Genomic DNA, 25,346 nt, shown 5'->3' on the forward strand with positions numbered 1-25,346 from the left:
CAGGATCAAAGGAGATTCCCCATGGCGACGAAGCAGGTAACCGACAGCAGTTTTCAGGCCGATGTGATCGGTGCCAGCGGCCCGGTGCTGGTCGATTTCTGGGCCGAATGGTGCGGCCCGTGCAAGATGATCGGCCCGTCGCTCGAGGAGATTTCGGAGGAACTGGGTGAGCGCGTGACCATCGCCAAGCTGAACATCGACGACAATCCCGATGCCCCGGCGAAATACGGCGTGCGTGGTATCCCGACGATGATCCTGTTCAAGGATGGTGCACCCGCCGCGACCAAGGTCGGTGCGGCGCCGAAGTCGCAGCTCAAGGGCTGGCTCGAAAGCGAACTCGCCTAACTGCGATAGTCGGCGTTGATCGAGATGTAGCCGTGGGTCAGGTCACAGGTCCAGATTGTGGCCTGACCATCGCCCAGCCCGAGACCGACGCCGATGGCGACGTCCGAACCCTTGAGGTGCGCCGCGACGGGGGTTTCGTCATAACCGGGCACGCCGGAACCGTCGCGCGCGACTTCCACGCCGCCGAAGCTGATCGACAATTTGTCGCGGTCGGCGGGTTGGCCGGCCTTGCCCACCGCCATGACGACGCGACCCCAGTTGGCGTCTTCTCCGGCGATGGCGGTTTTGACGAGTGGCGAATTGGCGATGCTCAAGCCGATGATCCGCGCGCTTTCGTCGCTTTCGGCGCCATCCACCCGGATCTCGATGAATTTTGAGGCGCCTTCGCCGTCGCGGATGACGCCATGGGCGAGTTGGCGGCAAAGGTCCGTCAGCGCAATCTGAAACGCGTCGGCATCCGCACCTTCGCGTGAGGTGAGGGGGTCACCCTGTCCGGTCGCGAAGGCGAGTACGGTGTCGCTGGTCGAGGTGTCACCGTCGACGGTGATGCATGAAAAGGTTTCGGCGTTGGCGCGTTCGAGCATCGCTTGCAGCACCGCCGGTTTGACCGCGGCATCGGTAAAGATGAAGCCCAGCATCGTCGCCATGTCGGGCGCGATCATGCCGCTGCCCTTGATAATGCCCACGAGCGTCACCGTCCGACCGCCAACTATCGCCTGCGTCATCGCCGCCTTGGGGAACGTGTCGGTGGTGCCGATGGCGTTGGTCGCATCGAGCCAATCGGCCACCGGGGCGACCAGTGCGGCATCGATGCCGGCTTCAGCTTTGTCGATGGGTAGTGGCACGCCGATCACCCCGGTCGATGCAACAAACACGTCCGAGGGCTGGCACTCCAGACTTTGCGCGACGCGGGCGGCAATCGCCTCGACCGCTTCTCGGCCACGGCTGCCGGTGAAGGCGTTGCTGTTGCCCGCGTTGACGACCAGCGCGCGCGCGTGGCCGAGCGTCAGTGCCGCGCGGCACCACTCGACTTCGGGAGAGGGGCAGCGGCTTTTGGTCGTGACGCCCGCAACGGTGGTGCCCTCGGCAAGCAGTGCCAGCGTAAGGTCGCAACGACCCCAATCCTTGTAACCCGCACGCGCCACGCGGAGTTCGACACCGGCAATGGGTGGCAATTCGGGAAAGGGCAGCGCGAGCGGGCTTATTTCAGACATGCAGCCATTCCTTCACGTCCCACGACGCCTGCGCGCGCGGCAATCGCGTTGCCGTAGCGACGGACATAGCCCTTGGGGACGACGGCTTCGCGTTTTTTGGGCAGTGGGAATACCGCAGCCATCCGCGCCGCCTCGATCGTGGTCATGTGTTCCGCGGAATGGTGGAAATAGCGCTGCGACCCGGCCTCGACACCATAGGTGCCGATGCCCGTTTCCGCGAGATTGAGATAGACCTCCATGATCCGCGGCTTGCCCCAGATCGTTTCGATCAACACGGTAAACCAGGCTTCGAGCCCCTTGCGGAAATAGCCGCCGCCTTGCCACAGGAAGGCGTTTTTCGCGGTCTGCTGGCTGATCGTCGACCCGCCGCGAATGCGCCCGCCGTCCTGATTACGCTCGAACGCCTTGCGGATCGCCTCGGCATCGAAGCCGTGATGCGTACAGAAACGCGAATCCTCCGCGGCGATTGCGGCGCGTGCCATGTTTGGATCGATGCGCCTCAGCGGGGTCCAATCCTTGTCGATGCCGTGCCCCTGCACTGCGCCGCCGATCATCGTGAAGGTCACCGGCGGCGGGACGAATTTGTAGATCATCACCCACAGCACCGATCCGCCGATGAAGAACACGATCGCACGGCCTAGCCACCAGCCGAGGCGATAGATGCCGGTGCGTTTGGTGGTTCTTTTAGTGGTGCGACGCCGGGCCATGACGTCGGCGATAGCGGGGCGGTCCGGAGTGGACTAGTCCACAAGCATGCACCGAATCGTATTGATCGCCATGTTGATCGCATCGCCGGCACTGGCGGACGACGACGCCTGCTTCGAACTGGGTGGGCAGGGCATCGCCCCGTGCGCGACGCCCAAGGGGAAGGTCGCGCTGGAAAGCAATTTGGTCGACTGGACGCGCGATGGCCATGGCGCGGATCGCCAGGACACGACCGCGCTGGCCGCCAGCATCGCGCGGATCGGGCTGGGCGCGCTGACCGAGGCGCGGGTCGCATGGACGCCGCTGATCCTCGACCGGCCCATTGGCGGGCCGACGACGCGCGGGATCGGCGACCTGACGCTCGGCGCCAAGCACCAGTTCGGCAAGGATGCGCCGATCGGGCTAGCGCTGCAGGTGACGTTGCCGACCGCCAGCAATGGCGTGGGGCAGGGGACATGGAGCGCGACGGCGATCGTGCCGATGCAGTTCGAACTGTCGAAGACGGTGTCGCTCGACCTGCAGGCGGAGGCCGATGCCGCGGCGGACCAGGATCGGTCGGGGCGGCATTTCGCGTGGAGCCTGGTCGGCGGTGTGGAGCTCGATGTCTCCGAAACGCTGGCCGTGGTCGCGGATCTGAAACGGCTGCGCGACGATGATCCGGTGGGCCACTCGACCGCGACGACCGCTGGCCTCGCGCTCAACCGCAAGATTGGGCATCACGGTCAGGTGACGTTGAGCGGGGTGGCGGGGCTCGATCACGACGCACCGGTGGCCGAAGCGTATCTCGGCGCTGCGCTGCTGTTTTGACGGCGAAGCCGACCACTGGCGGCGTGCCTTTGCCGCAACGCTATCTGGCGATCGCCGCGATGTCGGCGGGCAGCGCGCTGGTGATCATCGACGGCGGTGTCGCAAACGTCGCCTTGCCGACGATCGCCCGCGATCTCGGGACGTCGGCGTCGAGCGTGGTGTCGATCGTCACGATCTATCAGGTGACGCTGGTCATGCTGATGCTGCCGTTCGCCGGCCTTGGCGAGCGGGTCGGGCTGAAGCGGACGTACCAGACGGGGCAGCTGATCTTCACCGTCGCGACCTTGCTGTGTTTCTTTGCCAAGAGTCTGCCGTTCCTGTTGATCGTCCGCGCGGCGCAGGCGGTGGGCGCGGCGTGTGTGCTGGCGGTGGCGTCGGCGCTAATCCGCCAGATTTATCCGTCGGACCAGCTGGGCCGCGGGCTCGCCATCAACGCGGTGGTCGTGACCAGTTCGGCCGCCGCCGCGCCGACCATCGGCGGGTTGATCCTGGGCATTGCGCCGTGGCCGTGGGTGTTTGCCGCGGCGATTCCGTTCGCGTTGATCAGCCTGCTGCTGGGGCGCGCGATCCCGGCTCCGAAGCCTCGATCGACGCACTTCGATTTCGGCGGCGCAGTCCTGTGCGCGGCGATGTTCGGCCTGATCATCGGCGGCCTCGAAAGCGCGGTGCATGGCGACAGCCCGGTGATCTCGGCGGCCATCGTGGCGGTCGGGCTCGTGGTCGGATGGTATTTCGTGCGGCGTGAGATCGGCAAGCCGGCACCGATCCTGCCGGTCGATCTGCTGGCCCAGCCGGTGCTGGCGCTGTCGGCGATCGGCGGCTTTCTGGCCTTTACCACGTCGATGACCTTGCTGATCTCCACGCCGTTCCGGCTGCATGATTACGGCTTCACAGCGGCGGCGATCGGCGCGGCAATCATGCCTTGGCCGCTGACCAACATGATCGTCGCGCCAGTGTCAGGCTATTTGTCCGACCGTATTCCGGCGGGCCTTCTCGGCGGGGTCGGCATGGCGATATCGGTGACGGCGCTGACCCTGATCGCGACCATGCCGGCCGATCCGAGTTACTTCCAGGTGGCGTGGCGGATGGCGCTGTGCGGGTCGGGCTTCGGGCTTTATCTGCCACCCAATGCGCGACTGCTGGTGGGCAGTGCACCGCGCGAGCGGGCCGCTGCGGCAGGCGGGCTGGTCTCGACCGTCTGCCTGACCGGCCAGACCGTCGGCGCGACGCTGGTGGCAATGCTGCTCGCGCTGGGTCTTGGCACCGGATCGGTGCCCCCGTTGGTCAGCGCGTCGCTCGCGACAATTGCCGGGCTGTGCAGCATCGCCCGCCTGCGACCCTCGATCCGCAATCCGACCAAGACCGAAGTGGACGAGGGCGTACCGACGCTCAAACAAACACGCTGATCACGCCAGCGCGGGCATCAATCCCTTGCTACCGGCGATGCGCTGCATCGCCTTTTGCAGCTTGTCGAAAGCGCGGACCTCGATCTGACGGACGCGTTCGCGGCTGACGCCATAGACCTGGCTCAATTCCTCGAGCGTCTTGGGGTCTTCGGCGAGGCGGCGTTCGGTGAGGATGTGCTTCTCGCGATCGTTCAGATCATCCATCGCTTCGACGAGCATGGCGTGGCGAATATGCTTTTCCTGATCGTCGGCAATGCGGACATCGTGCAGCGGGCCTTCGTCCACCAGCATGTCCTGCCACTGGCCCTCGCCATCCTCGTTGAAGGAGACGTTGAGGCTGGTATCGCCACCGCGCGCCATGCGGCGGTTCATGCTGGCGACGTCGTCTTCGCTGACGCCCAGATCGGTGGCGATCTTGCGCAGGTTCTCGGGCGACAGATCGCCATCCTCGAACGCGTCGAGATTGTTCTTCATCCGGCGCAGGTTGAAGAACAGTTTCTTCTGGGCGGCGGTGGTGCCCATTTTCACGAGCGACCAGCTGCGCAGGATGAATTCCTGCATCGACGCACGGATCCACCACATCGCGTATGTCGCGAGGCGGAACCCGCGATCGGGCTCGAATTTCTTCACGCCCTGCATCAGGCCGATATTGCCTTCGGAAATCAGTTCCGAAACCGGCAGACCATAGCCGCGATAGCCCATGGCGATTTTCGCCACGAGACGCAGGTGGCTGGTGACCAATTTGGCCGCCGCTTCGGGGTCCTGATGCTCCTGAAACCGCTTGGCGAGCATATACTCCTCCTCGGGCGCGAGGAGCGGAAACTTGCGGATTTCGGACAGGTAACGGTTCAGGCTTTGCTCGCCACCAAGAGCGGGGATCGTTGCCGGAACTCTGCTTTTCGCTGCCATGACGTCGTACTTTCTCCCTGACCCAGCCTCATCGAGCGCCGCGTCGTTCTTGTTATACCCTAAGTGCCCTGAATAGTTCCTGCATGTCCACGGGCATTGGACTATCGAACGCGATAGCTTCGCTTGTGACCGGGTGGACAAACCCGAGCCGCGTGGCGTGGAGCGCCTGGCGTTGGAAGTTTAGTGGAAGTTTAGCCCTGGAACGCCCGCCATATACCGGATCGCCGATGAGTGCGTGGCCGATCGACGCCATATGCACGCGAATCTGGTGCGTCCTGCCGGTTTCCAACCGGCATTCGATCAGCGCCGCGTCGCGCAATGCTTCGAGCGTGCGATAATGCGTGACCGCGCGTTTGCCGCTGCGAATGATCGCGACCTTCTTGCGATCGTGCGGGCTGCGCGCCAGCGGTGCATCGACCGAGCCGTCTCCAGGAATCCCTTGTGAAATCGCCAGATAACGCCGGTCGATGGTGTGCGCGGCGAATTGCTTGGCCAGACCTTCATGCGTCTTGTCGTTTTTCGCCACGACCAGCAGCCCCGACGTGTCCTTGTCGATACGGTGGACGATGCCCGGTCGTGCCACGCCGCCGATGCCCGACAAACGTCCTGCGCAATGGTGCAGCAAGGCGTTGACCAGCGTACCGTCGAGATTGCCCGCCGCCGGATGGACGACGAGGCCGGCGGGCTTGTCCACGATCAGCAGATGATCGTCCTCGAAGATCACATCGAGCGCGATATCCTGCGCCTCCGCCTTGTCCGGGACAGGCAGGGGGACCATCACGACCACATCGCCCGTCACAATCTTGGCGGATGGATCGCGCAGCGCAGTCCCGTCCGCACGCCTCACATTTCCGCTCGAAATCAGCACCTTTAACCGTTCGCGCGACAGGCTTGGGACTGCCGCCGCCAGAGCGCGGTCGAATCGCCAACCAGCGCTTTCTGCCAGCAGCGAAACTTCCAGTGTCGAAACCCCCCGGTCCATTGCTAAAGGAAGATGGTGACGACGGTCGGAATTTCAATGGCGCTGCACAGGCGGCTGATCGCGCTGGCGGCGGCCGATCCGGTGCGCGAAGTTTGCGGGCTGTTGCTGGGAACCAACGATATGGTCGAGGCCGTTGTCGAGGCGCGCAATGTTGCTGTCGATCCGGCGAGGACATTTGAAATCGACCCGCATGTGCAGATCGAAGCGATCCGTGCGGCAAGGACCGGCGCGCCGGCGGTGATCGGGTGCTATCATTCGCATCCAGGGGGTGTCGCGCAGCCATCTTCGCGTGATCTGGACATGGCGCGGCCGGGCAGTCTGTGGCTGATTATCGCTGGCAACGTTGTGACCGCGTGGGGGCGCGGAGAGGCAGCGTTCGAACGTGTTTGCCTCGACGTGGCGTGACCGCAATCGGGTAGATCGTGCAAACTGTGTTGGAAAAGACACAACATCGTTGTAGCATGGCCACGTGACGACCGCTCCCCGCTCGCGGCTATTCCGCCGCCGCTTCATCCTGTGGGTGGCCCGGCGGTCTTGGGTGCCATGGGTCGAAGCCGGTGCGGCGGTAGCGCTCATCGTCATGCTGGCGCTCAGCTACACGGTATTCAGTCATCAGGGCACGGGGTCGGCGCCGCTGACCCCACCGTTGGTGGCCGCGTTGCTGATCGCCAGCCTGACGCCCGCAATTCTGCTCCAGGTCCTGATCGGACGCCGCATCGCCAAGCGCCGCGCGGCGGCATCGCCGGTCGGTGGGGGTGGGCGGCTGCATGTCCGACTGGTCGCGATCTTTTCGACGATTGCCAGCGTGCCGATGCTGCTGGTCGTCGTGTTCGCGTCGCTGCTGTTCCAATATGGCGTCGAGTTCTGGTTTTCCGACCGCGCACGCGGGATGCTGGAGAACGCCTCGAGCCTGGCGCAGGGCTATTATGAGGAAAAGCAGCTTGCGGTGTCCAACGAGACCGTGACGATGGCCGGCGACCTGCGCGATTATCTGCAGCAGGCGAACACGCAAAGCCCGGCGTTTGCCGAAGGCTATGCGTGGCAGGTGCTGTCGCGCAATCTCACCGAATCCGCGATCGTCGAGGTCGCGCCGAACGGCACGCCGCGGACCATCGCGATGGTCAATCCGGACGCGCGACCGGTCGAGAAGCGCGTGTCGGCGGACATCCTCGCGCGGCTGCAACGCGGTGTGCCGGTGGTGGTGACCAATGCGCCAGACCGGATCGAGGCCGTGACGCGGCTGTATCCGGGGCGAAATATCTATCTTTATGCGTCGCGCATCGCCGATCGGCGGGCGCTGGCGCAGACCGAACGCGCGCGCGCCGTGCTGGCGGATTACGATAGTTTGGTCGACCGCTCGCGACGGCTGCAGCTGCAGTTCAATGCTGCGCTTTTCGTCATGGCGCTGTTGATCGTCGGGATCGCGGTGTGGATCGCATTGCAGGTTGCCGACCGACTGGTGCGGCCGGTGGGCGAGTTGGTCGATGCCGCGCGGCGGGTGACGGCCGGCGATCTGGCCGCGCGTGTGCCGCAGACCCGCAGTCGTGACGAGGTCGGGACGTTGTCCAACGCCTTCAACCGCATGACGTCGCGGTTGGAGACGCAGACGACGACGCTCGAAACGCGGCGGGCGTTGATCGAAGCGGTGCTGTCGGGCGTGTCGGCAGGCGTGGTCGCGATTGGCGCCGACCGTCGTATCCGCATCGCCAATGGGCCGGCCGGCGGGCTGCTCAACCTGCCCGAAGATCGCGGGGTCGGTCGTTCGCTGGCGATATTCGCGCCCGAACTCGACCAATTGGTCGCCGATGGGGCGGGGGAGGCGATCGTCGAACTGACCCGCGCGGGAGAGATGCGGACGCTGGCCGTGCGCATTGTCGCCGACGAAGCTGGCCGTGTGTTGACGTTCGACGACATTACCCAGCAACTGACCGATCAACGGCGCGCGGCGTGGTCCGACGTGGCGCGGCGCATCGCGCACGAGATCAAGAACCCGCTGACACCGATCTCGCTCGCCGCCGAACGCCTCAAGCGGCGGTATAGCAGCCGGATCGGCGAGGATGACGGCACGTTCAACCGCCTGACCGACACGATCGTGCGCCAGGTCGGCGATTTGCGGCGGATGGTCGATGAATTCTCCAACTTCGCGCGCATGCCCAAGCCCGTGTTCCAGCGGGAACCGATGTTCGACATCTGCCGTGAAGCACTGTTCCTGCACGAAGTCGCGCATACCGGTGTCGCGTTCGAACTCGACGCGCCGGAGGGGCCGACCTTCATGGTGTGCGACCGGCGACAACTGGGTCAGGCGCTGACCAACCTTGTCAAGAATGCAGTCGAAGCGATTGAGCAAAAAGCCGAAGGCCCGCCGCAAGGCGTGGTGTCGCTGGCGCTCGCGGCGCAGGACGGGCGTGTGACGGTGACGATCGCGGATACCGGGATCGGCTTGCCCGAAGATCGCGAGCGGCTGTTCGAACCCTATGTCACCACGCGCGTGCGCGGCACGGGGCTGGGGCTCGCGATCGTCAAAAAGATCGTCGAGGAGCATTTCGGAACGATCGGTTTCGACGATGCGCCGGGCGGCGGGACGATCGTTCGGATCGCGTTCGACGCAGCGGCGCTCAGCGACTGCGACGGCCAGGAACTGCCGGTACTGACGACTTCAGGAGAACGATAATGGCGCTCGATATCCTTGTCGTCGATGACGAACGCGACATTCGCGAGCTGGTCGCGGGCGTTCTGGAAGACGAAGGCTATGCGCCGCGCACCGCCGCCGACAGCGACTCCGCGCTCGCCGCGATTGCCGAGCGGCGGCCGAGCCTGGTGCTGCTCGACGTATGGTTGCAGGGATCGAAGCTCGACGGGCTGGAATTGCTCGACGTGATCAAGGCGCGCGATCCGTCGCTGCCGGTGATCATCATATCGGGGCATGGCAATCTCGACACGGCTGTCTCGGCAATCCGCCGCGGTGCGATCGATTTCATCGAAAAGCCGTTCGAGGCCGAGCGCCTGTCGCTGTTGGTGGCGCGGGCGACCGAGACGGCGCGGCTGCGCACCGAGAATGAAAGCCTCAAGGCGCGCGCCGGCGGCATGGACGACGAATTGGGTGGCGTGTCGGGCGCAATCAATTCGGTCCGCGCGAACCTAAAGCGCGTCGCGCCGACCGGCAGCCGCGTGCTGATCAGCGGCCCGCCGGGTGTCGGCAAGGATGTCGCCGCGCGGATGCTGCACAATTGGTCGCAGCGCTCCAACGGGCCGTTCATCGTCGTCAGCGCGGCGCGGATGGAACCGGAGCGTGTCGAGGAAGAATTGTTCGGCGTCGAGGAGGGCGGCGAGGTCGTCCGCCCCGGGCTGCTCGAACGCGCGCATGGCGGGACGTTGTTCCTCGACGAGGTCGCGGACATGCCCCTGACGACGCAGGGCAAGATCCTGCGCGTGCTGACCGATCAGGCGTTTACCCGCGTCGGGGGCGCGCGGACGGTGCGCGTGGATGTGCGGGTGCTGTCGGCGAGTTCGCGCTCGCTGACCGAGGAAATTGCCGCCGGGCGGTTCCGTGAAGATCTGTATTACCGCCTTGCCGTCGTCCCTGTGGCATTGCCCGCGCTGGCCGACCGGCGCGAGGACATTCCGCCGCTCGTCGAGCATTTCGTGGCGCGTTACGCCGCCGAACGCCGCGTGCCGACGCCGCAGGTCGCACCCGAAGCCTTTGCCGCGTTGCAGGCCTATGACTGGCCGGGCAACGTGCGCCAGTTGCGCAACATCGTCGAGCGCACGATCATCCTTGCGCCGGGCGACCGGATCGGGCGGATCGATGTCGATTTGTTGCCACCCGAAGTGATGGGGGAGGGATCGTCCTCTGCAACGACGGCGCCGAGCGTCATGGGCGCGCCGTTGCGCGAGGCGCGAGAAACCTTCGAGCGTGAATATCTGCGCGTCCAGATCCGGCGGTTTTCAGGCAATATTTCGCGCACTGCGGCGTTTATCGGGATGGAGCGATCGGCACTGCACCGCAAACTCAAGCTCCTCGGGCTGACCGAGTTCAAGCCGGATAGCGACGAGTAGGGTTGCAGCGCAGCAACGGTTCGCTACATTCCGCTTGCGCGAAAAAATCGCGCCAAGAGCAAGAGGCGTACCCCGATGGCCGAAAAGGCAAACAATCTCCAGGATCTGTTCCTGAACACCGTCCGCAAAGCGAAGACCCCGGTGACGATGTTCCTGGTCAAGGGCGTCAAGCTGCAGGGCATCATCACCTGGTTCGACAATTTTTCGGTGCTGCTGCGCCGCGATGGCCAGTCGCAGCTGATCTACAAGCACGCGATTTCGACCGTGATGCCGAGCAATCCGCTCGACCTCGCGCCGGTCGCCGCAGCGTTCGCCAATCCCAGCGCGCCGCGCACCCGCCAATTGCAGGATGTGTTCCTGTCGGCGGCGCGCGCGCAGGAAAATCCGGTGACGATGTTCCTCGTCAACGGCGTGATGCTGCAGGGTGAGATCGCGGCGTATGACTTGTTCTGCATGCTCCTCCAGCGCGACGGCATGGTGCAACTGGTTTACAAGCACGCCGTTTCCACCGTGCAGCCGGCCAATCCGCTCGACCTGCGCGAGGAAGAGGAAGACGGCGACTAATTGACCGGCGTTTCGTTCAGTCGTGAAGAAGGCATCGCGCGCGGTGCGCGTGCCGTGCTGGCCTATCCCGATATGGGGAAGGGCGAGCGCGATGCCGATGCGCGGCTGGAAGAAGCGGCGGGACTGGCGCTGGCGATCGGTATCGAAGTGGTCGATCGGGTGGCGTTGCGCGTGCGCGCGCCCAAGCCAGCAACGCTGTTCGGCAGCGGTCAGGTCGATGACCTCGCGCTCCGGGCCCGCGCGCTTGACGCATCGCTGCTGATCGTCGATGGGCTGCTTACGCCGATCCAGCAGAAGAATTTGGAGACCAAGACCGAACTGAAGGTCATCGACCGCACCGCGTTGATCCTCGAGATTTTCGGGGAGCGCGCGGCGACGGCCGAAGGTCGATTGCAGGTCGAGTTGGCGCATCTCGACTATCAGGCGGGGCGTCTGGTGCGGAGCTGGACCCACCTTGAGCGGCAGCGCGGTGGGTTTGGGTTTCTGGGTGGTCCCGGCGAAACGCAGATCGAAGCGGACAGGCGTCAGATCCGCGACCGGATGGCCAGGATCAAGCGCGAGCTGGAACAAGTCGTGCGCACGCGGGGATTGCATCGCGACCGGCGCAAGCGCGCGCCATGGCCGGTGGTGGCGTTGGTCGGTTACACCAACGCGGGCAAGTCGACGCTATTCAACCGCTTGACCGGCGCCGACGTCCGCGCGGAAGACTTGCTGTTCGCCACGCTCGACCCGACGATGCGCGAGATTTCATTGCCCGGGCTGGACAAGGCGATCCTCAGCGACACAGTGGGGTTCGTGTCCGATCTGCCGACGCAATTGGTCGCCGCATTCCGCGCGACGCTGGAGGAAGTGACGTCGGCCGATCTGATCGTCCACGTCCGTGATATCGCTCATCCCGACAGCGAGGCGCAGGCCGCCGATGTGGCGCACGTGCTCAACGAACTCGGCATAGCGGGGGAAGGGAGCGCGGCGCCGTTCGAGGTGTGGAACAAGGCCGACCTGCTCGATGGCGAACGCGGTGACGCGCTACGCGCGGAGGCCGCGGGACGAGACGATGTCGTCCTGGTGTCGGCGCTGACCGGTGCAGGGATCGACGATCTGCAGACAGCGATGTCCGCTCGGCTGACGACCGGGCGACGGACGCGCACGGTGACGCTCGACGTCAATGACGGCGCGGCGATGGCATGGCTGCACCAGAATGGCGACGTGATCGGCCAGACCGATCTGGATGGGCAGGTCGTCGTGGACGTCCGCCTGTCCGACATTGATTGGGGCCGATTCAGGCGGCTTTAGTTTCCGCCGCCTTGGCGCGATTCCATAACGCATCCAGTGCTTCAATCGGCTGGCCCGCAAGCGGTTGTTCGGCGAGATGTTCAACCTGACGAAAGCGCCGTTCGAACTTGCCATTGGCACGACGTAGAGCAATTTCCGGGTCGATCTTCATATGCCGTGCGAGGTTGACGACGGCGAAGAGCAGGTCGCCGATTTCGTCCTCGCGCGCATCCTGATCGATCGCGGCCTCAACCTCCGCCAACTCCTCGATGACTTTGGCGCGTGGGCCGCTGGCGTCGGGCCAGTCGAAACCGACTCGCGATGCGCGTTTCTGGAGTTTTTCGGCGCGCATCAATGCGGGCAAGGCAAGAGCAACTCCGGCGAGCGCGCTCTGGTCATCCGATTTGGCACGCTCTGCGGCCTTGATGACTTCCCATTGCGCATGGCCGGTGTCGCGCGGCGCATCGCCGAAGACGTGCGGGTGACGGCGGATCAGCTTGTCCGCGACGCCCGCGGCGACATCGTCAAACGCGAACAGGCCGGCTTCTTCGGCAATGCGGCTGTGAAACACGACTTGGAGCAGGAGGTCGCCGAGTTCGTCCTTGAGCGCAGCCATATCGTCGCGTTCGCACGCGTCGGCGACTTCATAGGCTTCTTCGATGGTATAGGGTGCGATGGTCGCGAACGTCTGTTCGACGTCCCATGGACAACCGGTTTCGGGATCGCGCAATTTCACCATGACGGCGCGCAATGGGTCGAGAGGGGTGGTCTGGCTAACGGACATCACAAATCCCGATAATCTGTATTATGTAAAATGTTCTTAGAGTTGCAGGATGAGGGTGTTGCCCTCCACCCGCCATGATTTGAGCTGTGACAGAAAGCTCATCCCCAGCAAATTGGTGTCGCCGAGACTATCGCCGATCGTCGTGCGTGCGTCCGTCTGAACGATTGCGCCAATCTCCAGCCGCTCGATCCTTGCAGTGCGCGACATGGTCATGCCGTTGGCGGTCGAGATCGGAATTGGCGGCATGCCGTCGTCTGTCACTCCGGACGCGCTGGCGACCGCAGTGCTGATCGCGGTCGTCGTCGCGCCGCTGTCGATCAGGAATTCGGCCGGACGGCCATTGATGCGGCCGGTGATGTAATAATGGCCGTCCTCGCGCGCGTTGATGCGGACCACGCCGCCGCTGAGTTCGGGCTGGATGCCGAGGTCCGTCCTGGCGCGCGACCATATTTCAGCGCCGGTACCGCGAAACAGCACCAGGACATAAGCGCCGGCAAAGATCGCAACCCAGGCCAGCGCCATTTTGAGCGTCTTGCCCATCGGAAGACGTCGCGCCGCAAGACTGCTGACCGCCAGCGTCAGGCACATGATGCCGGTGACGATGCCTGCGGTCTGGTCGCCGGTCATAGCTCGATTTCCAGATTGTCGTGGCCCGGTTCGACGCCAGCGGGCAGCCGCGCGGCGAGCGTCGCGTAATCGAGCGACTGATCCATGTGCGTGATGACCGCCCGTTTGGGTTGGAGTTGCGCGATCCAACCGAGCGTTTCGGCGACATGGGCGTGACTGGGATGCGGTTTTTCGCGCAGGCCGTCGACGATCCACAGGTCGAGATCGGTGTACAGCGACGCCATGGCGTCGCTCAACCGGTCGGTGTCGGTGGAATAAGCGACGGCCCTTCCCCCGCCCTCGAACCGCAATCCTGCCGAGGTGATACGGCCGTGCGGCTGGTCCACGACGGAGACCGCGATAGCGCCGATTTGCAACGTGTCGGTCAGTTCATGCGCTTCGACGGTTGGCGGATAACCGCCATTTCCGGCGAAAACGTAGGCGAAACGGCGCTGTAGCGATGCCAGCGTATCCGCACGGGCAAAACTGGGCACCGGACGGCCCGCAGCGTGAAACACCTGCCGCAGATCGTCGATGCCGTGACAGTGATCGGCGTGTTCGTGAGTCCAGATGACCGCGTCGAGTTTGACGACATTCGCCGCCAGCAATTGCGCGCGCAGATCGGGTGACGTGTCGATGAGGATGCGGGTGCCGTCATGTTCGATCAGGATCGAGGCGCGAGTGCGGCGGTTGCGCGGGTCGGCGGGGTCGCAGGCGCCCCAATCATTGCCGATGCGCGGGACGCCCGACGATGTGCCGCAGCCGAGGATGGTGACCTTCACGCCGCGGCTTTATCGAACAACTTAAAGAAGTTGGCGCGCGTCGTTGCCGCCAATTCTTCGACCCCTTCCCCGCGCAGATTGGCAAGAAACCGGGCGGTGTCGGCAACGAAGCCGGGTTCGCAGGGGCGGCCACGGTGCGGGACCGGCGCGAGGAAGGGTGAATCGGTTTCGATCAGCAGGCGGTCGGCGGGTATCGTCGCAGCGGTGGCTTGCAGATCCTTGGCGTTCTTGAACGTGACGATTCCGGAGATCGAAATATAGAGGCCGAGTTCCAGCGCCTTGGCTGCGAAATCCGCCGACGCGGTGAAGCAGTGGATGACGCCGGAATAGGCACCCTTCCCCATCTCCTCCGCCAGAATGTTCGCGGTGTCCTCCGCCGCATCGCGGGTGTGGACGATCAGCGGCAGGCCGGTGTCGCGCGAGGCGGCAATGTGGCTGCGGAAACTGATGCGTTGCTGTTCGCGATCCGATTTATCGTAATAATAATCGAGCCCGGTTTCACCGATCGCCACGACGCGGGGGTTGCGGGCGCGTTCGACCAGTTTGGCGGTGTCGATGTCCGGATGCGCGTCAGCTTCGTGCGGATGGATGCCGACCGAGGCCCAGACATCCACTTCGCGCTCGGCAACGGCGAGGACATCGTCCCATTCGCGTTCGCGGGTGGAGATGTTGAGCATGCCGGTAACGCCGGCGGCGCGGGCGCGACTCAACACGCCCTGCTGGTCCTCGACGATGCCCTGGTAATTGAGGTGGCAGTGGGAGTCGATGAACATGGGGTGGTTGTAGACGCCGCGTCCCTTCCCGTCACCCCGGCGGAAGCCGGGGTCCATGTCGCCACGCTTGCACCCGTTATGAGGTGGACCCCGGCTTTCGCCGGGGTGACGGGTTAGGGTTGGGGGGTGCCTCGCGTTACGTTAGCGTGGGCAACTCGAGGCGCGGGAAAACCCCTTGCGGTGCGGGCAGCGCAGTTCCCGGAACAAGCACTCCTTCCCCGCCGCCGACCAATGCCAGCAGCTGGTCCGCGCTTTCGGGGACAGCCCAACGCAATGAGAGCGCGATGCGGCGGACGGTTTCGGCGGTCCAGTACAGCACGCCATCGGCCCGCGCGGGATCCGTTTTGCGCAGCGCCCAGGGCGCGTTGTCGGCGAAATACTGGTTGGCCGCGGTGACGACGCCGGCCACGGCTTCGAGCGCCTTGTGCAGCGCCAGTGACGTCATGGCGTCGGCGATCCGGTCTTCGAGGCCGTCCGCCAATTTGGGGTCGGGTTCAACGCCGGGATCGGGCAGCAGGCCGTCGCAATTCTTGGCGATCATCGACAGCGAGCGCTGAGCCAGATTGCCGAGGCCATTGGCGAGTTCGGCGTTGCAGCGGAGCACGATCGCCTCTTCGCTCCAGCTGCCGTCGTTTCCGAAACTGACGTCGCGCAGCAGGAAATAGCGCAATGCGTCGACGCCGTAACGTTCGCCCAGTTCGACCGAGTCGACGATGTTGCCCGTCGATTTCGACATCTTTTCGCCGCGGTTGAGCAAGAAGCCGTGGCCGAACACCTGTTTCGGCAACGCGATGCCGGCGGACATCAGGAATGCCGGCCAGTAGACGGCGTGGAAGCGGACGATGTCCTTGCCGATCAAATGCAGGTCGGCGGGCCAGAATTTGGCCATGCGATCGGCGTCGTCGGGATACCCCGCGCCGGTCAGATAATTGGTCAGCGCATCGACCCAGACGTACATGACATGGCCGTCGCTGCCTGGCACTTTCACGCCCCAATCGAAGCTGGTGCGCGAGACCGACAGGTCGCTGAGGCCGCCTTCGACGAAGCGCATGACTTCGTTGCGGCGGCTGTCGGGCTGAATGAACTCGGGTTGGGCATTGTACAGATCGAGCAACGGCTGCTGATATTTGGACAAGCGAAAGAACCAGCTTTCCTCTACGGTCCAGGTGACGGGCGTGCCTTGGGGCGAGAGCTTTTCGTCCCCCTGACCCGGCGTCAGTTCCTTCTCATCGTAAAAGGCTTCGTCGCGGACGGAATACCAGCCTTCGTAGCGGCCTTTGTACAGGTCGCCTCTGGCTTCCATCGCGCGCCATAATGCCTGGCTGGCCGAATGGTGTTCAGGCTCGCTGGTGCGGATGAAGCGGTCGTAGGAGATATCGAGAGCGTCGCACATCGCCTTGAAGTATCCGGACATTTCTTCGGCGAGCGCGGCGACTTCGACGCCCTTGTCGCGCGCGGCCTGAACCATTTTCAGGCCGTGTTCGTCGGTGCCGGTCTGGAAATAGACGTTTTTGCCCTGGAGCCGATGGAAACGTGCGATCGCATCTGCGGCGATGGCTTCGTACGCGTGGCCGATGTGCGGGCGGCCATTGGGATAGCTGATCGCGGTGGTGATGTAGAAGTTTTCGGCGGGCATGGCGCGGGCTTTAGGGGGAGATGCGGCGGGTGGGAACCTGCTTACCGGTAGACGTCGCCCCTGCGCAGACAGGGGCCTAGATGATCGCGCAAATTGAGACTGCGTCGCGCGTGGAGGGTCTATCTGGGCCCCTGCCTGCGCAGGGGCGACATGTTGGTGGGGAGGCGCGCCGCGGCAAAGCCGCGTCGTCGGACGCTGGCGCGCCGGCCGCCACGCGCCACTCGAGAATAGCGGGCGCTCGCTGCGCTCCGCTTCCACTATTCTTCGGTGGCTTGTGGATTGGTGGAGCCTAGCGGGATCGAACCGCTGACCTCCACACTGCCAGTGTGGCGCTCTCCCAGCTGAGCTAAGGCCCCAATCCAAGGAGGCGCCGCCTATGCGAGGCGGCGCCGGAAATCAATATGCTTAGCTTTCGTCTTCGCCGGTGTTGGTTTCGACGCCCAGATCGTCGTCACCGCCCAGATCGACTTCGTCATCCGGCGACTTTTCCGCATCCTCGTCGACCACGTCCAGATCGATATCGTCCGCACCGAGATCGGTGTCGTTGGCGACGGCTTTCTTCGGCGCGTCGAACGGCAGCGGCTGCTTCGATTTGAGCACCGCTTCGGGCGTCCACTGATTGTTGCAGTTGATGCAGACGACGGGGTCTTCCTTCGTCAGGTCATAGAACCGCGTGGCGCACTTGGGGCAAGTGCGTTTTGTGCCCCATTCAGGCTTGACCATCGGTCGATTACGCTCCGGATTATGTGAGTGGTCGGGGCAGCACCCCGGAAAGCGGGCGCCCTTGCCATGCCCGGGACGCGCTGTCAAAGCCACGCCCATGCCATCCCGGACGGTCCAGCCTGCGAACGGACCGCTGCGCGGCCATATCCATGTCCCCGGCGACAAGTCGATCAGCCACCGTGCGCTGATGCTCGGCGCGATGGCGGTCGGTGAGACGGTGATCGAGGGATTGCTGGAGGGGGAGGATGTTCTCGCCACGGCCGCCGCGATGCGCGCGATGGGCGCGACGATCGAGCGACGTGGTGCGACGTGGCACGTGTGGGGCGTGGGGGTCGGCGGATTGCTGCAGCCCGCGACCGCGCTCGACATGGGCAATTCGGGCACATCGACGCGGCTGTTGATGGGGTTGGTCGCGAGCCATCCGATTACCGCCACGTTCGTCGGCGACACGTCCTTGTCGCAACGGCCGATGGGGCGCGTGATCGAGCCGCTGTCGTTGATGGGTACGGATTTCACGGCTTCGCCTAGTGGGCGGTTGCCGTTGATGGTGCGCGGGCTATGCCCGGCGGTGCCGATCGAATACCGGCTACCCGTCGCGTCGGCGCAGGTGAAGTCGGCGGTGCTGTTGGCGGGGCTCAACACGCCGGGGATCACGCGGGTGATCGAGCCGGTGGCGACGCGCGATCATTCGGAGCGGATGCTGGCGGGCTTTGGCGCGGAAGTGTGGCGCGAAGGCGACGTCATTTCGATCCGCGGTGAGGCCGAACTGAAGCCGCAGCGCATCACCGTGCCGGGCGACCCATCCTCCGCTGCATTCGCGACTGTGGCGGCGCTGATCGTGCCGGGGTCGGAGGTGACTATCGCCAATGTCGGGATGAACCCGACGCGCGCGGGACTGTACGATGTGCTGAGATCGATGGGTGCGTCGATCGCGTTCGGTCAGCAACGGTCGGTCGGTGGCGAGCCCGTTGCGGATTTGGTCGTGAGTGCTTCGACGCTCACCGCCGTCAAGACCGACCCGACGATCGTCGCATCGATGGTCGACGAGTTTCCGGTCCTGTTCGTCGCCGCTGCATTTGCTAGGGGCCGCAGCGTGTTTCGCGGGCTGGAAGAATTGCGCGTCAAGGAATCGGACCGGATTGCCGTCATGGCGGCGGCACTGCGAGCGATCGGCGCGCGGGTCGAGGAATTGCCCGACGGGCTGGCGATCGAAGGCACGGGTGGCGAACCCCTGCCGGGTGGCGGCACCATCGCGACGCATCTCGATCACCGTATTGCCATGAGCCTGGCGGTCGCGGCGTTGAATTGCCGCGCGGGCGTGGCGCTGGACGACGATGCGCCGGTGGCGACGAGTTATCCACGGTTCTTTGCAGACATTGGCGCGTTGCACACCGCATGACATTCGATTGGGCAGACTGGACCGGACTTATCGGCAGCGCGATGTTCATCATCGGGTTCGTCTATGCCAATATTTCCAAGGACATGGACAAGGTTGCGTTCAACCTGTTGAACATCATCGGGGCCGTGTTGCTGCTCGTTTCGCTGACCGTGCATTTCAACCTGGCGGCCGTGGTGCTGGAAACCGTGTGGGCGTTGATCGCGACGGGCGGGCTGATCGGCGAGATCGTTCGGCGGCGAAGCGCATGATCATCGCGGTCGACGGCCCTGCCGCATCTGGCAAAGGCACGGTGGCGCGCGCGTTGGCGCTGCATTTCATGCTGCCCTATCTCGATACCGGACTGTTGTACCGCGCCACGGGGCTGCAATGCCTTCGCCACGGCGGCGATCCGTCGAACGAGGCCGAAGCGAAGGCGGCGACCGGCTTCAGCGACGCGATGATGGACGATCTCGAAATCCGCAGCGAGGCGGCATCGCGTGCCGCATCGGTGGTGTCGGCGCATCCGGCGGTGCGTCAGGCCTTGCTCGAACGGCAGGTCGACTTCGCGACCCAGCCCGGCGGTGCAGTGCTCGACGGACGCGATATCGGCACGGTGATCGCGCCACACGCGGAAGCAAAATTGTTCGTCACGGCGTCTCCCGAAACGCGCGCCAAGCGGCGGTTCGCGCAACTGGTCGGCGAAGGCAGCAAGGTGGCGTACGATCATGTCCTGACGGATATCCTCGCCCGCGACGAACGCGATTCGAGCCGGTCGGCGGCGCCGTTGAAACGCGCGGACGATGCCGCGCTGCTCGAGACCGACGATCTCAATGTGCAGCAGTCGATTGCGGCCGCCATCGCACTGGTCGGCGGGGTCAGTCCGCGCTGACGATTGGCCTTGCAGTTGACGCAGCGTCAACCGTTACACTGCCTGCGAATCAACGAAAGGATCCGCCGTGAAACTGCCCCTTCTCGCCCTGTTCGCCGCATTGTCTGTGCCTGCCGGCGCGCAAATGGGATCGCCGCCGATCGAAGTGACCGATCCCGGCCCGACGGGGCGCCGCGTCACCGATGACGGGCTGATCGCCAATTTCTTCCCCGCTGCCGCGCCGGGCAAACACGGCGCAATACTGATCGTCGGAGGATCCGAAGGCGGTCTCGGATCCGGGACCAAGCGCATGGCGCTGTCGCTGCAGGCGGCGGGTTTCAACGTGTTGCATCTGACCTTCTTTCGCGCCCCCGGACAGTCGGACGCCTTGCAGCGCGTTCCGCTCGAGCGATTTGCATCGGGGATTGGGTGGTTGCAGCGCCAGCCGTCGGTCGATCCCAGACGCATCGCCCTGATCGGCGGATCGAAGGGCGCCGAGGCGGTGCTGCTCGTTGCGTCGCGCACCCCCGCCATCCGCGCGGTGGTCGCCGGCATGCCGTCGAGCGTGGTGTGGCCCGCCTTTTCCTGGACCAGTGGTCCCGTTGCGGGGTCATCGTGGACGCAGGGCGGCAAGGATGTGCCGACCCTGCCCTATGGCAATTATACCGCGCCGAACCTTCTGTCGGTTTACGCATCGGGCCTCGCCAAGCTGCCCAATCATCCCGAAGCGGCGATCCCGATCGAGAAATCGCGCGCTGAAATCCTGCTCGTCTGTGGCGATGCGGACACATTATGGCCGTCCTGCCCCATGGCCGAACAGTTGCAGGCGCGCGACACGCGGCACGTGACCGTGCTCGATTACAAGGATGCGGGCCACGGGGTGTTCGGCGTGCCGGTCGATCCGGCGGGCAGAAGCTACGCCAGCATCGCGTCGCTGGGCGGGACGGTCGCGGGCACTGCCCATGCGCGGATCGACGGTTGGCCGAAGGTGCTTGCCTTCCTCCACAAGACCCTCGGTCGCTGAGCCTTTACGTTTTAAGGTATTTTTGCTAGCGAGCCGTCGTCCGTCAGGCGATTGCGCCGGTGGGCGTCCGCATCGAGCGTCGCGCGACCGGCTCAGCCTGTTCGCGCTTTTCGTTTTGCGCGGGTGCTTTCCACAGCGATTGCCGGGATGCCGTCACGCTATTCGGGCGCGGGGGCACGTTCGGTCAAAGACCACCGGAAACAACCGGTTGGCCGGCAAATACAAATTTAGGACTATCCTCTTTATGGCCACTGCGGCTCTTCCCACGCGCGACGATTTCGCGGCGCTTCTCGATGAAACCTTCGGCAAGGACAGCTCCTTCGAGGGCAAGGTCGTCAAAGGCACCGTCACTGCCATCGAAAACGACCATGCCGTCATCGATGTCGGGTTGAAGGCCGAGGGCCGGGTCCGCCTTTCCGAATTCGCGATGCCGGGCCAGAAGGCCGAGATCAATGTCGGCGATATCGTGGAAGTGTTCGTCGATCGGGTCGAGAATTCCGCGGGCGAAGCGATGCTCAGCCGCGACCGCGCGCGCCGCGAAGCTGCCTGGGACAAGCTCGAAGGCGAATTTACCGCCGGCAACCGCGTCGATGGCGTCATTTTCGGCCGCGTGAAGGGCGGCTTCACCGTCGACCTCGATGGCGCCGTGGCGTTCCTGCCCGGCAGCCAGGTTGATATCCGTCCGGTGCGCGACGTCACACCGCTGATGGACCTCGCCCAGCCGTTCCAGATTTTGAAGATGGACCGCAAGCGCGGCAACATTGTCGTGTCGCGTCGTGCGATCCTCGAAGAAACCCGTGCCGAAGCGCGCACCGGCCTGATCCAGACGCTGACCGAAGGTCAGATCATCGACGGCATCGTCAAGAACATCACCGATTATGGTGCGTTCGTCGATCTCGGCGGCATCGACGGCCTGCTCCACGTCACCGACATGAGCTACAAGCGCGTCAATCACCCGTCGGAGATGATCAACATCGGCGACACGGTGAAGGTGCAGATCATCCGCATCAACAAGGACACGCAGCGCATCTCGCTGGGCATGAAGCAGCTCGAGAGCGATCCGTGGGAAGGCGCCGAAGCCAAGTATCCGGTCGATGCCAAGCTGACCGGTCGCGTGACCAACATCACCGAATATGGCGCGTTCGTCGAACTGGAAGCGGGCATCGAAGGCCTGATCCACGTCAGCGAAATGAGCTGGACCAAGAAGAACGTCCATCCGGGCAAGATCGTCTCGACCTCGCAGGAAGTCGAAGTCGTCGTCCTCGAAGTCGATGCCGAGAAGCGTCGTATCTCGCTGGGCCTCAAGCAGGCGGTGTCGAACCCCTGGGATGCCTTTGCCGAGAAGCACCCGGTCGGCTCGACCGTCGAGGGCGAAGTCAAGAACGCCACCGAATTCGGCTTGTTTATCGGGCTGGACGGCGACGTCGACGGCATGGTCCACATGTCGGACATTGCCTGGGGCATTTCGGGCGAAGATGCGCTCAACCTGCACCGCAAGGGCGAGACGATCACCGCGATCGTGCTCGACGTCGATGCCGAGAAGGAGCGTATCTCGCTCGGCATGAAGCAGCTCGAAAAGGGTGCTCCCGCGGTTGGCAGCACGACCGCTGCAGCGGGCCTTGCCAAGAACAGCATCCAGACCGTCACGGTCCTCGAAGTCCGCGATGGCGGCCTCGAGGTTCAGGCGGGCGACGATGGCGCAACCGGCTTCATCAAGCGCAGCGACCTCGGTCGCGATCGCGACGAACAGCGTCCGGAGCGTTTCCAGGTTGGCCAGAAATTCGATGCGATGGTCATCGGTTTCGACCGGAGCAAGAAGCCCAATTTCTCGATCAAGGCGATGCAGATGGCCGAAGAGAAGCAGGCTGTGGCGCAATATGGCTCGTCCGATTCGGGCGCGTCGCTTGGCGACATTCTCGGCGAGGCGCTCAAGGCGCGCGGCGACGACACCAAATAAGCCGATTCGACTGTTGCCGGTGCGTAACGATTACGCGCCGGTGACAGTTGAGCGAGATCAGCCCATGTGCTAGTCATTCGCATGTACAACCGCTTCGGGGGGAGCTGACACGTGATCCGTTCGGAACTGGTGGCAAAACTCGCTGCCGAAAATCCAGACCTGTCGCCGCAGGATATCGAGAATATCGTGGCGTGCTTTTTCGAGGTCATATTGGCGCGTTTGGCTGCGGGCGGTCGCGTCGAGCTTCGCGGCTTTGGCGCGTTTTCGACCAGAGCCCGCGATGGTCGCACTGGGCGCAATCCGCGAACCGGCGCGGCCGTGGCGATCGATGCGAAGCGCGTCCCCTATTTCAAGCCGGGCAAGGAAATGCGGGCGCGGCTGAACGTCGACTAATTCTCGCACCTGCCGCTCGCTAAGCGGCGCGATTGACGCTAACTGATCCTCGATGGTTATGACGCTAGAGCCGACCTGGCAAAGCCAGGCCGTCGGTCCTCGATTGTATCGAGGCCGGCCGGCTCGCCTGAGTCGTGGATAAGCGGATGCTTATCCATCGCACAGGCAGCGCGCGGACGTGGCGAAATTGGTAGACGCATGGGACTTAAAATCCCTCGCCCGTATGGGCATGCGGGTTCGAGTCCCGCCGTCCGCACCATCCTGATTGTTGCACTGCTGGCGACGGCGGGGTGCGACCGGCGCAACAACGATCCCGAGATCGCCGTCAGTGTGATCGGCGGCAGCCTGCGCAGTGCCGACCCCGATCGCCAAACGCTCGACGAACCGCAGCGCATCGTGGCGCGTGAGACGGCGCAGGGGTTGGTGACGCTCGATGCCGCGGGACAAGTGCGCCCGGGACTTGCCGAAAGCTGGATCGTGACCGACGACGGGTTGAGCCTGATCTTCCGGCTGCGCCACGCCCGCTGGCCGGACGGGAGCGACGTCACCGCGCCGCAAGTCGCCGCCAGCCTTGCGCGCGGGGTCGGGGCGGCCAGCCATAACAGTCTCAAACCATTGTTGATGGCGGTCGGTGGCATCGTGCCGATGACCGGGCGGATCATCGAAGTGCGGCTGCGCGTGCCGCGGCCCAACATGTTTCAACTGCTCGCCCAGCCCGAATTGGGCATTCGCCGCGAAGGGCTGGGCGCCGGACCGTGGCGCGCGGTGCGGCAGGGTGGTGCGCTGGTCCTGACCCCCCTGCCCGATCCCGATATGGATGCCGACACGCCGCCCCCGCTGGTGACGCAGGTGACGCTGCGTAGCGAACGTGTGGGCAAGGCCATCGCGCGGTTCCAGGCCGGGCGTGCGGCGCTGGTTTCGGGCGGGACATTGGCGGATTGGCCGGTGGCGCAGGCGGCACATGAGCGAAGTCTGCGGATCGATCCGGCCGAGGGGCTGTTTGGGATCGGCATCCGCCCGACCACGCCGATGCTGCGCGATGTGACGATCCGTGAGGCGCTGGCGATGGCGATCGACCGGGAGGCTATGGGGTTGATCACCGGGGTGCCGCGCTGGACGGTGGCGCAGCGGTTGTTGCCCGCCCAGCTCGACAGCGCGCGTGTCCCGGTCGAACCGAACTGGGGGACGACCAGCCTCGACGATCGCCGACGTGCCGCACGCTCGCGCATTGCCGGCTGGATCGCGGTGCATGGTGAGCCCGCCCCCCTCAAGATCGCACTTCCCGCCGGACCCGGCATGCGGCTGGTCATGGCGCGGCTGACTGTCGATTTTCGTATGATCGGTTTGCGCGTCGAGGCGGTGGCATGGAACGTGCCCGACGCAGATCTGGTGCTGATCGACGAGGTGTCGCCCAATGGCAGCGCCAATTGGTATCTGACGCGCACCGGCTGCGAGGCAGGGTTTGCGTGTTCGGATCTGTCGGAGCAAGCGTTGCAGGCGGCGCGCGTCGCGCCATCTCTGGTCGAGCGTGCCCGGGCGATTGCCGATGCGGACGCGGCGGCGGCGCAGGCCAGTGGCTATATTCCCCTGTCCACACCGCTCCGCTGGTCGATGGTCGATGAATCGCTGAACGGTTGGCGTGAAAATGCCTTTGCGGTGCACCCGCTCGGCGAGCTGAGGGTGCCGCGCAACTAGGCAAGGCCATTGCGCGTTCCCATATCGCACGCGCAACGAGGATCATGACCATGGCCAATGCCACGATCAACCGACTGAACCCGCAGGATTATGTCGGGACCGACCCGCTCGCCATTCGTCGCCGGATCGAAGCCATGGAGCATCTGCTCGAAGGGCTGTTCACGATTCCCGGCACCAATCGCAAGGTTGGGCTGGACGTGATCCTCGACATCCTGCCGGTCGGCGGCAGCATCGTCGCTGCGGCGATGGGCAGCTGGCTGGCATGGGAGGCGCGCAATCTGGGGCTGTCCAAGCACGTCATCGCACGCATGGCGGGCAATATTGGGTTCGACGCGCTGTTGGGTGCGATACCGTTCGTCGGGATGGTGCCCGACTTCTTCTTCCGATCGAACACCCGTAACTTGCGCTTGGTCAAAAAGCATCTCGACAAGCTGCATCCGGGAACGGCAACGATCGACGCGTAGGCG

26 protein-coding genes and 2 tRNA genes are annotated in these 25,346 nt (G+C 64.5%); 17 read left to right on the top strand and 11 right to left on the bottom strand.

Features of this window, described 5'->3' with window-relative positions:
- Positions 1–21 precede the first annotated feature (21 nt).
- Positions 22–345 (top strand): thioredoxin TrxA, encoded by a 324-nt coding sequence (gene trxA / locus ACM9ME_RS12650; RefSeq protein WP_415643821.1) that lies wholly within the window; start codon positions 22–24, stop codon positions 343–345.
- Here trxA and argJ read toward each other — a convergent pair.
- Together argJ and mtgA are read right to left on the bottom strand one after the other, a co-directional pair.
- A complete protein-coding gene (argJ, locus tag ACM9ME_RS12655) occupies positions 342–1,559 on the bottom strand; it encodes a bifunctional glutamate N-acetyltransferase/amino-acid acetyltransferase ArgJ (RefSeq protein WP_415643822.1) in 1,218 nt (405 codons plus the stop codon). The two genes, trxA and argJ, sit on opposite strands and share 4 nt — an antisense overlap.
- Entirely contained in the window at positions 1,547–2,266 is a 720-nt protein-coding gene (gene mtgA, locus ACM9ME_RS12660; RefSeq protein ID WP_415643823.1) for a monofunctional biosynthetic peptidoglycan transglycosylase, read from the bottom strand. Before mtgA ends, argJ begins: the two co-directional genes overlap by 13 nt.
- A 46-nt stretch (positions 2,267–2,312) precedes the next feature.
- Here mtgA and ACM9ME_RS12665 point away from each other — a divergent pair, with 46 nt between their 5' ends.
- Positions 2,313–3,071 (top strand): transporter, encoded by a 759-nt coding sequence (locus ACM9ME_RS12665; protein ID WP_415643824.1) that lies wholly within the window; start codon positions 2,313–2,315, stop codon positions 3,069–3,071.
- A gap of 59 nt (positions 3,072–3,130) precedes the next feature.
- Positions 3,131–4,477 carry an MFS transporter gene (locus ACM9ME_RS12670; protein WP_415643893.1) on the top strand — a complete coding sequence of 449 codons (1,347 nt, stop codon included), beginning with the start codon at positions 3,131–3,133 and terminating at the stop codon, positions 4,475–4,477.
- Here ACM9ME_RS12670 and rpoH read toward each other — a convergent pair whose 3' ends face one another.
- Entirely contained in the window at positions 4,478–5,386 is a 909-nt protein-coding gene (gene rpoH / locus ACM9ME_RS12675; protein WP_415643825.1) for an RNA polymerase sigma factor RpoH, read from the bottom strand.
- A gap of 52 nt (positions 5,387–5,438) precedes the next feature.
- Positions 5,439–6,368, bottom strand: a complete 930-nt coding sequence (locus tag ACM9ME_RS12680; protein WP_415643826.1) for an RluA family pseudouridine synthase — start codon at positions 6,366–6,368, stop codon at positions 5,439–5,441.
- Between the two features lie 15 nt (positions 6,369–6,383).
- Between ACM9ME_RS12680 and ACM9ME_RS12685 the strand changes: the two genes are divergently transcribed.
- From ACM9ME_RS12685 to hflX, 5 genes are all read left to right on the top strand, one after another.
- Positions 6,384–6,773 carry a M67 family metallopeptidase gene (locus ACM9ME_RS12685; protein WP_415643827.1) on the top strand — a complete coding sequence of 130 codons (390 nt, stop codon included), beginning with the start codon at positions 6,384–6,386 and terminating at the stop codon, positions 6,771–6,773.
- A gap of 64 nt (positions 6,774–6,837) precedes the next feature.
- Positions 6,838–9,039: a sensor histidine kinase gene (locus ACM9ME_RS12690; protein ID WP_415643828.1), complete on the top strand. Its 2,202-nt coding sequence runs from the start codon at positions 6,838–6,840 to the stop codon at positions 9,037–9,039.
- Positions 9,039–10,424, top strand: a complete 1,386-nt coding sequence (ntrX, locus tag ACM9ME_RS12695; protein WP_415643829.1) for a nitrogen assimilation response regulator NtrX — start codon at positions 9,039–9,041, stop codon at positions 10,422–10,424. The genes ACM9ME_RS12690 and ntrX overlap by 1 nt, the downstream gene beginning before the upstream one ends.
- 27 nt (positions 10,425–10,451) lie before the next feature.
- Positions 10,452–10,988, top strand: a complete 537-nt coding sequence (hfq, locus tag ACM9ME_RS12700) for an RNA chaperone Hfq (protein WP_415643894.1) — start codon at positions 10,452–10,454, stop codon at positions 10,986–10,988.
- Positions 10,989–12,281: a GTPase HflX gene (hflX, locus tag ACM9ME_RS12705; protein ID WP_415643830.1), complete on the top strand. Its 1,293-nt coding sequence runs from the start codon at positions 10,989–10,991 to the stop codon at positions 12,279–12,281.
- On the opposite strand, the gene mazG is transcribed toward hflX, so the two are convergent.
- From mazG to ACM9ME_RS12740, 7 genes are all read right to left on the bottom strand, one after another.
- Positions 12,268–13,044, bottom strand: coding sequence for a nucleoside triphosphate pyrophosphohydrolase (gene mazG / locus ACM9ME_RS12710; protein ID WP_415643831.1), 777 nt, complete (start codon positions 13,042–13,044; stop codon positions 12,268–12,270). The genes hflX and mazG overlap by 14 nt on opposite strands.
- Positions 13,045–13,080: 36 nt before the next feature.
- Positions 13,081–13,671, bottom strand: a complete 591-nt coding sequence (locus ACM9ME_RS12715) for a retropepsin-like aspartic protease family protein (RefSeq protein ID WP_415643832.1) — start codon at positions 13,669–13,671, stop codon at positions 13,081–13,083.
- Positions 13,668–14,432: an MBL fold metallo-hydrolase gene (locus tag ACM9ME_RS12720; protein ID WP_415643833.1), complete on the bottom strand. Its 765-nt coding sequence runs from the start codon at positions 14,430–14,432 to the stop codon at positions 13,668–13,670. The genes ACM9ME_RS12715 and ACM9ME_RS12720 overlap by 4 nt, the downstream gene beginning before the upstream one ends.
- Positions 14,429–15,205, bottom strand: a complete 777-nt coding sequence (locus ACM9ME_RS12725; RefSeq protein WP_415643834.1) for a TatD family hydrolase — start codon at positions 15,203–15,205, stop codon at positions 14,429–14,431. The genes ACM9ME_RS12720 and ACM9ME_RS12725 overlap by 4 nt, the downstream gene beginning before the upstream one ends.
- Before the next feature lie 136 nt (positions 15,206–15,341).
- The gene (gene metG / locus ACM9ME_RS12730; protein ID WP_415643835.1) at positions 15,342–16,841 is read right to left on the bottom strand and encodes a methionine--tRNA ligase; all 1,500 of its coding nucleotides are present in this window, start codon (positions 16,839–16,841) and stop codon (positions 15,342–15,344) included.
- 280 nt (positions 16,842–17,121) lie between these two features.
- A tRNA-Ala gene (locus tag ACM9ME_RS12735) sits at positions 17,122–17,197 on the bottom strand.
- 49 nt (positions 17,198–17,246) lie between these two features.
- On the bottom strand, positions 17,247–17,564 hold the full coding sequence (locus ACM9ME_RS12740; protein WP_415643836.1) for a TIGR02300 family protein: 318 nt from the start codon (positions 17,562–17,564) through the stop codon (positions 17,247–17,249).
- Between the two features lie 97 nt (positions 17,565–17,661).
- On the opposite strand from ACM9ME_RS12740, the gene aroA reads away from it, so the two are divergent.
- The 9 genes from aroA (at position 17,662) to ACM9ME_RS12785 (ending at position 25,343) form a co-directional block, all read left to right on the top strand.
- Positions 17,662–18,963: a 3-phosphoshikimate 1-carboxyvinyltransferase gene (gene aroA, locus ACM9ME_RS12745; RefSeq protein WP_415643837.1), complete on the top strand. Its 1,302-nt coding sequence runs from the start codon at positions 17,662–17,664 to the stop codon at positions 18,961–18,963.
- On the top strand, positions 18,960–19,211 hold the full coding sequence (locus ACM9ME_RS12750; RefSeq protein WP_415643838.1) for a CBU_0592 family membrane protein: 252 nt from the start codon (positions 18,960–18,962) through the stop codon (positions 19,209–19,211). Before aroA ends, ACM9ME_RS12750 begins: the two co-directional genes overlap by 4 nt.
- Positions 19,208–19,831, top strand: a complete 624-nt coding sequence (gene cmk / locus ACM9ME_RS12755; protein WP_415643839.1) for a (d)CMP kinase — start codon at positions 19,208–19,210, stop codon at positions 19,829–19,831. Before ACM9ME_RS12750 ends, cmk begins: the two co-directional genes overlap by 4 nt.
- Positions 19,832–19,898: 67 nt before the next feature.
- A complete protein-coding gene (locus ACM9ME_RS12760) occupies positions 19,899–20,834 on the top strand; it encodes an acyl-CoA thioester hydrolase/BAAT C-terminal domain-containing protein (protein ID WP_415643840.1) in 936 nt (311 codons plus the stop codon).
- Between the two features lie 244 nt (positions 20,835–21,078).
- Complete coding sequence (gene rpsA / locus ACM9ME_RS12765) at positions 21,079–22,791, top strand: 30S ribosomal protein S1 (protein ID WP_415643841.1); 1,713 nt, start codon at positions 21,079–21,081, stop codon at positions 22,789–22,791.
- A 111-nt stretch (positions 22,792–22,902) separates the two neighbouring features.
- Positions 22,903–23,184 carry an integration host factor subunit beta gene (ihfB, locus tag ACM9ME_RS12770; RefSeq protein ID WP_415643842.1) on the top strand — a complete coding sequence of 94 codons (282 nt, stop codon included), beginning with the start codon at positions 22,903–22,905 and terminating at the stop codon, positions 23,182–23,184.
- 172 nt (positions 23,185–23,356) lie between these two features.
- A tRNA-Leu gene (locus ACM9ME_RS12775) sits at positions 23,357–23,443 on the top strand.
- A 71-nt stretch (positions 23,444–23,514) separates the two neighbouring features.
- Complete coding sequence (locus ACM9ME_RS12780) at positions 23,515–24,879, top strand: ABC transporter substrate-binding protein (RefSeq protein WP_415643843.1); 1,365 nt, start codon at positions 23,515–23,517, stop codon at positions 24,877–24,879.
- 50 nt (positions 24,880–24,929) lie between these two features.
- Entirely contained in the window at positions 24,930–25,343 is a 414-nt protein-coding gene (locus ACM9ME_RS12785) for a DUF4112 domain-containing protein (RefSeq protein ID WP_415643844.1), read from the top strand.
- Positions 25,344–25,346 lie beyond the last annotated feature (3 nt).

Origin of the sequence: Sphingomonas antarctica (assembly GCF_965137005.1) — a bacterium.
Taxonomy (GTDB): Bacteria; Pseudomonadota; Alphaproteobacteria; order Sphingomonadales; family Sphingomonadaceae; genus Sphingomonas_O; species Sphingomonas_O antarctica.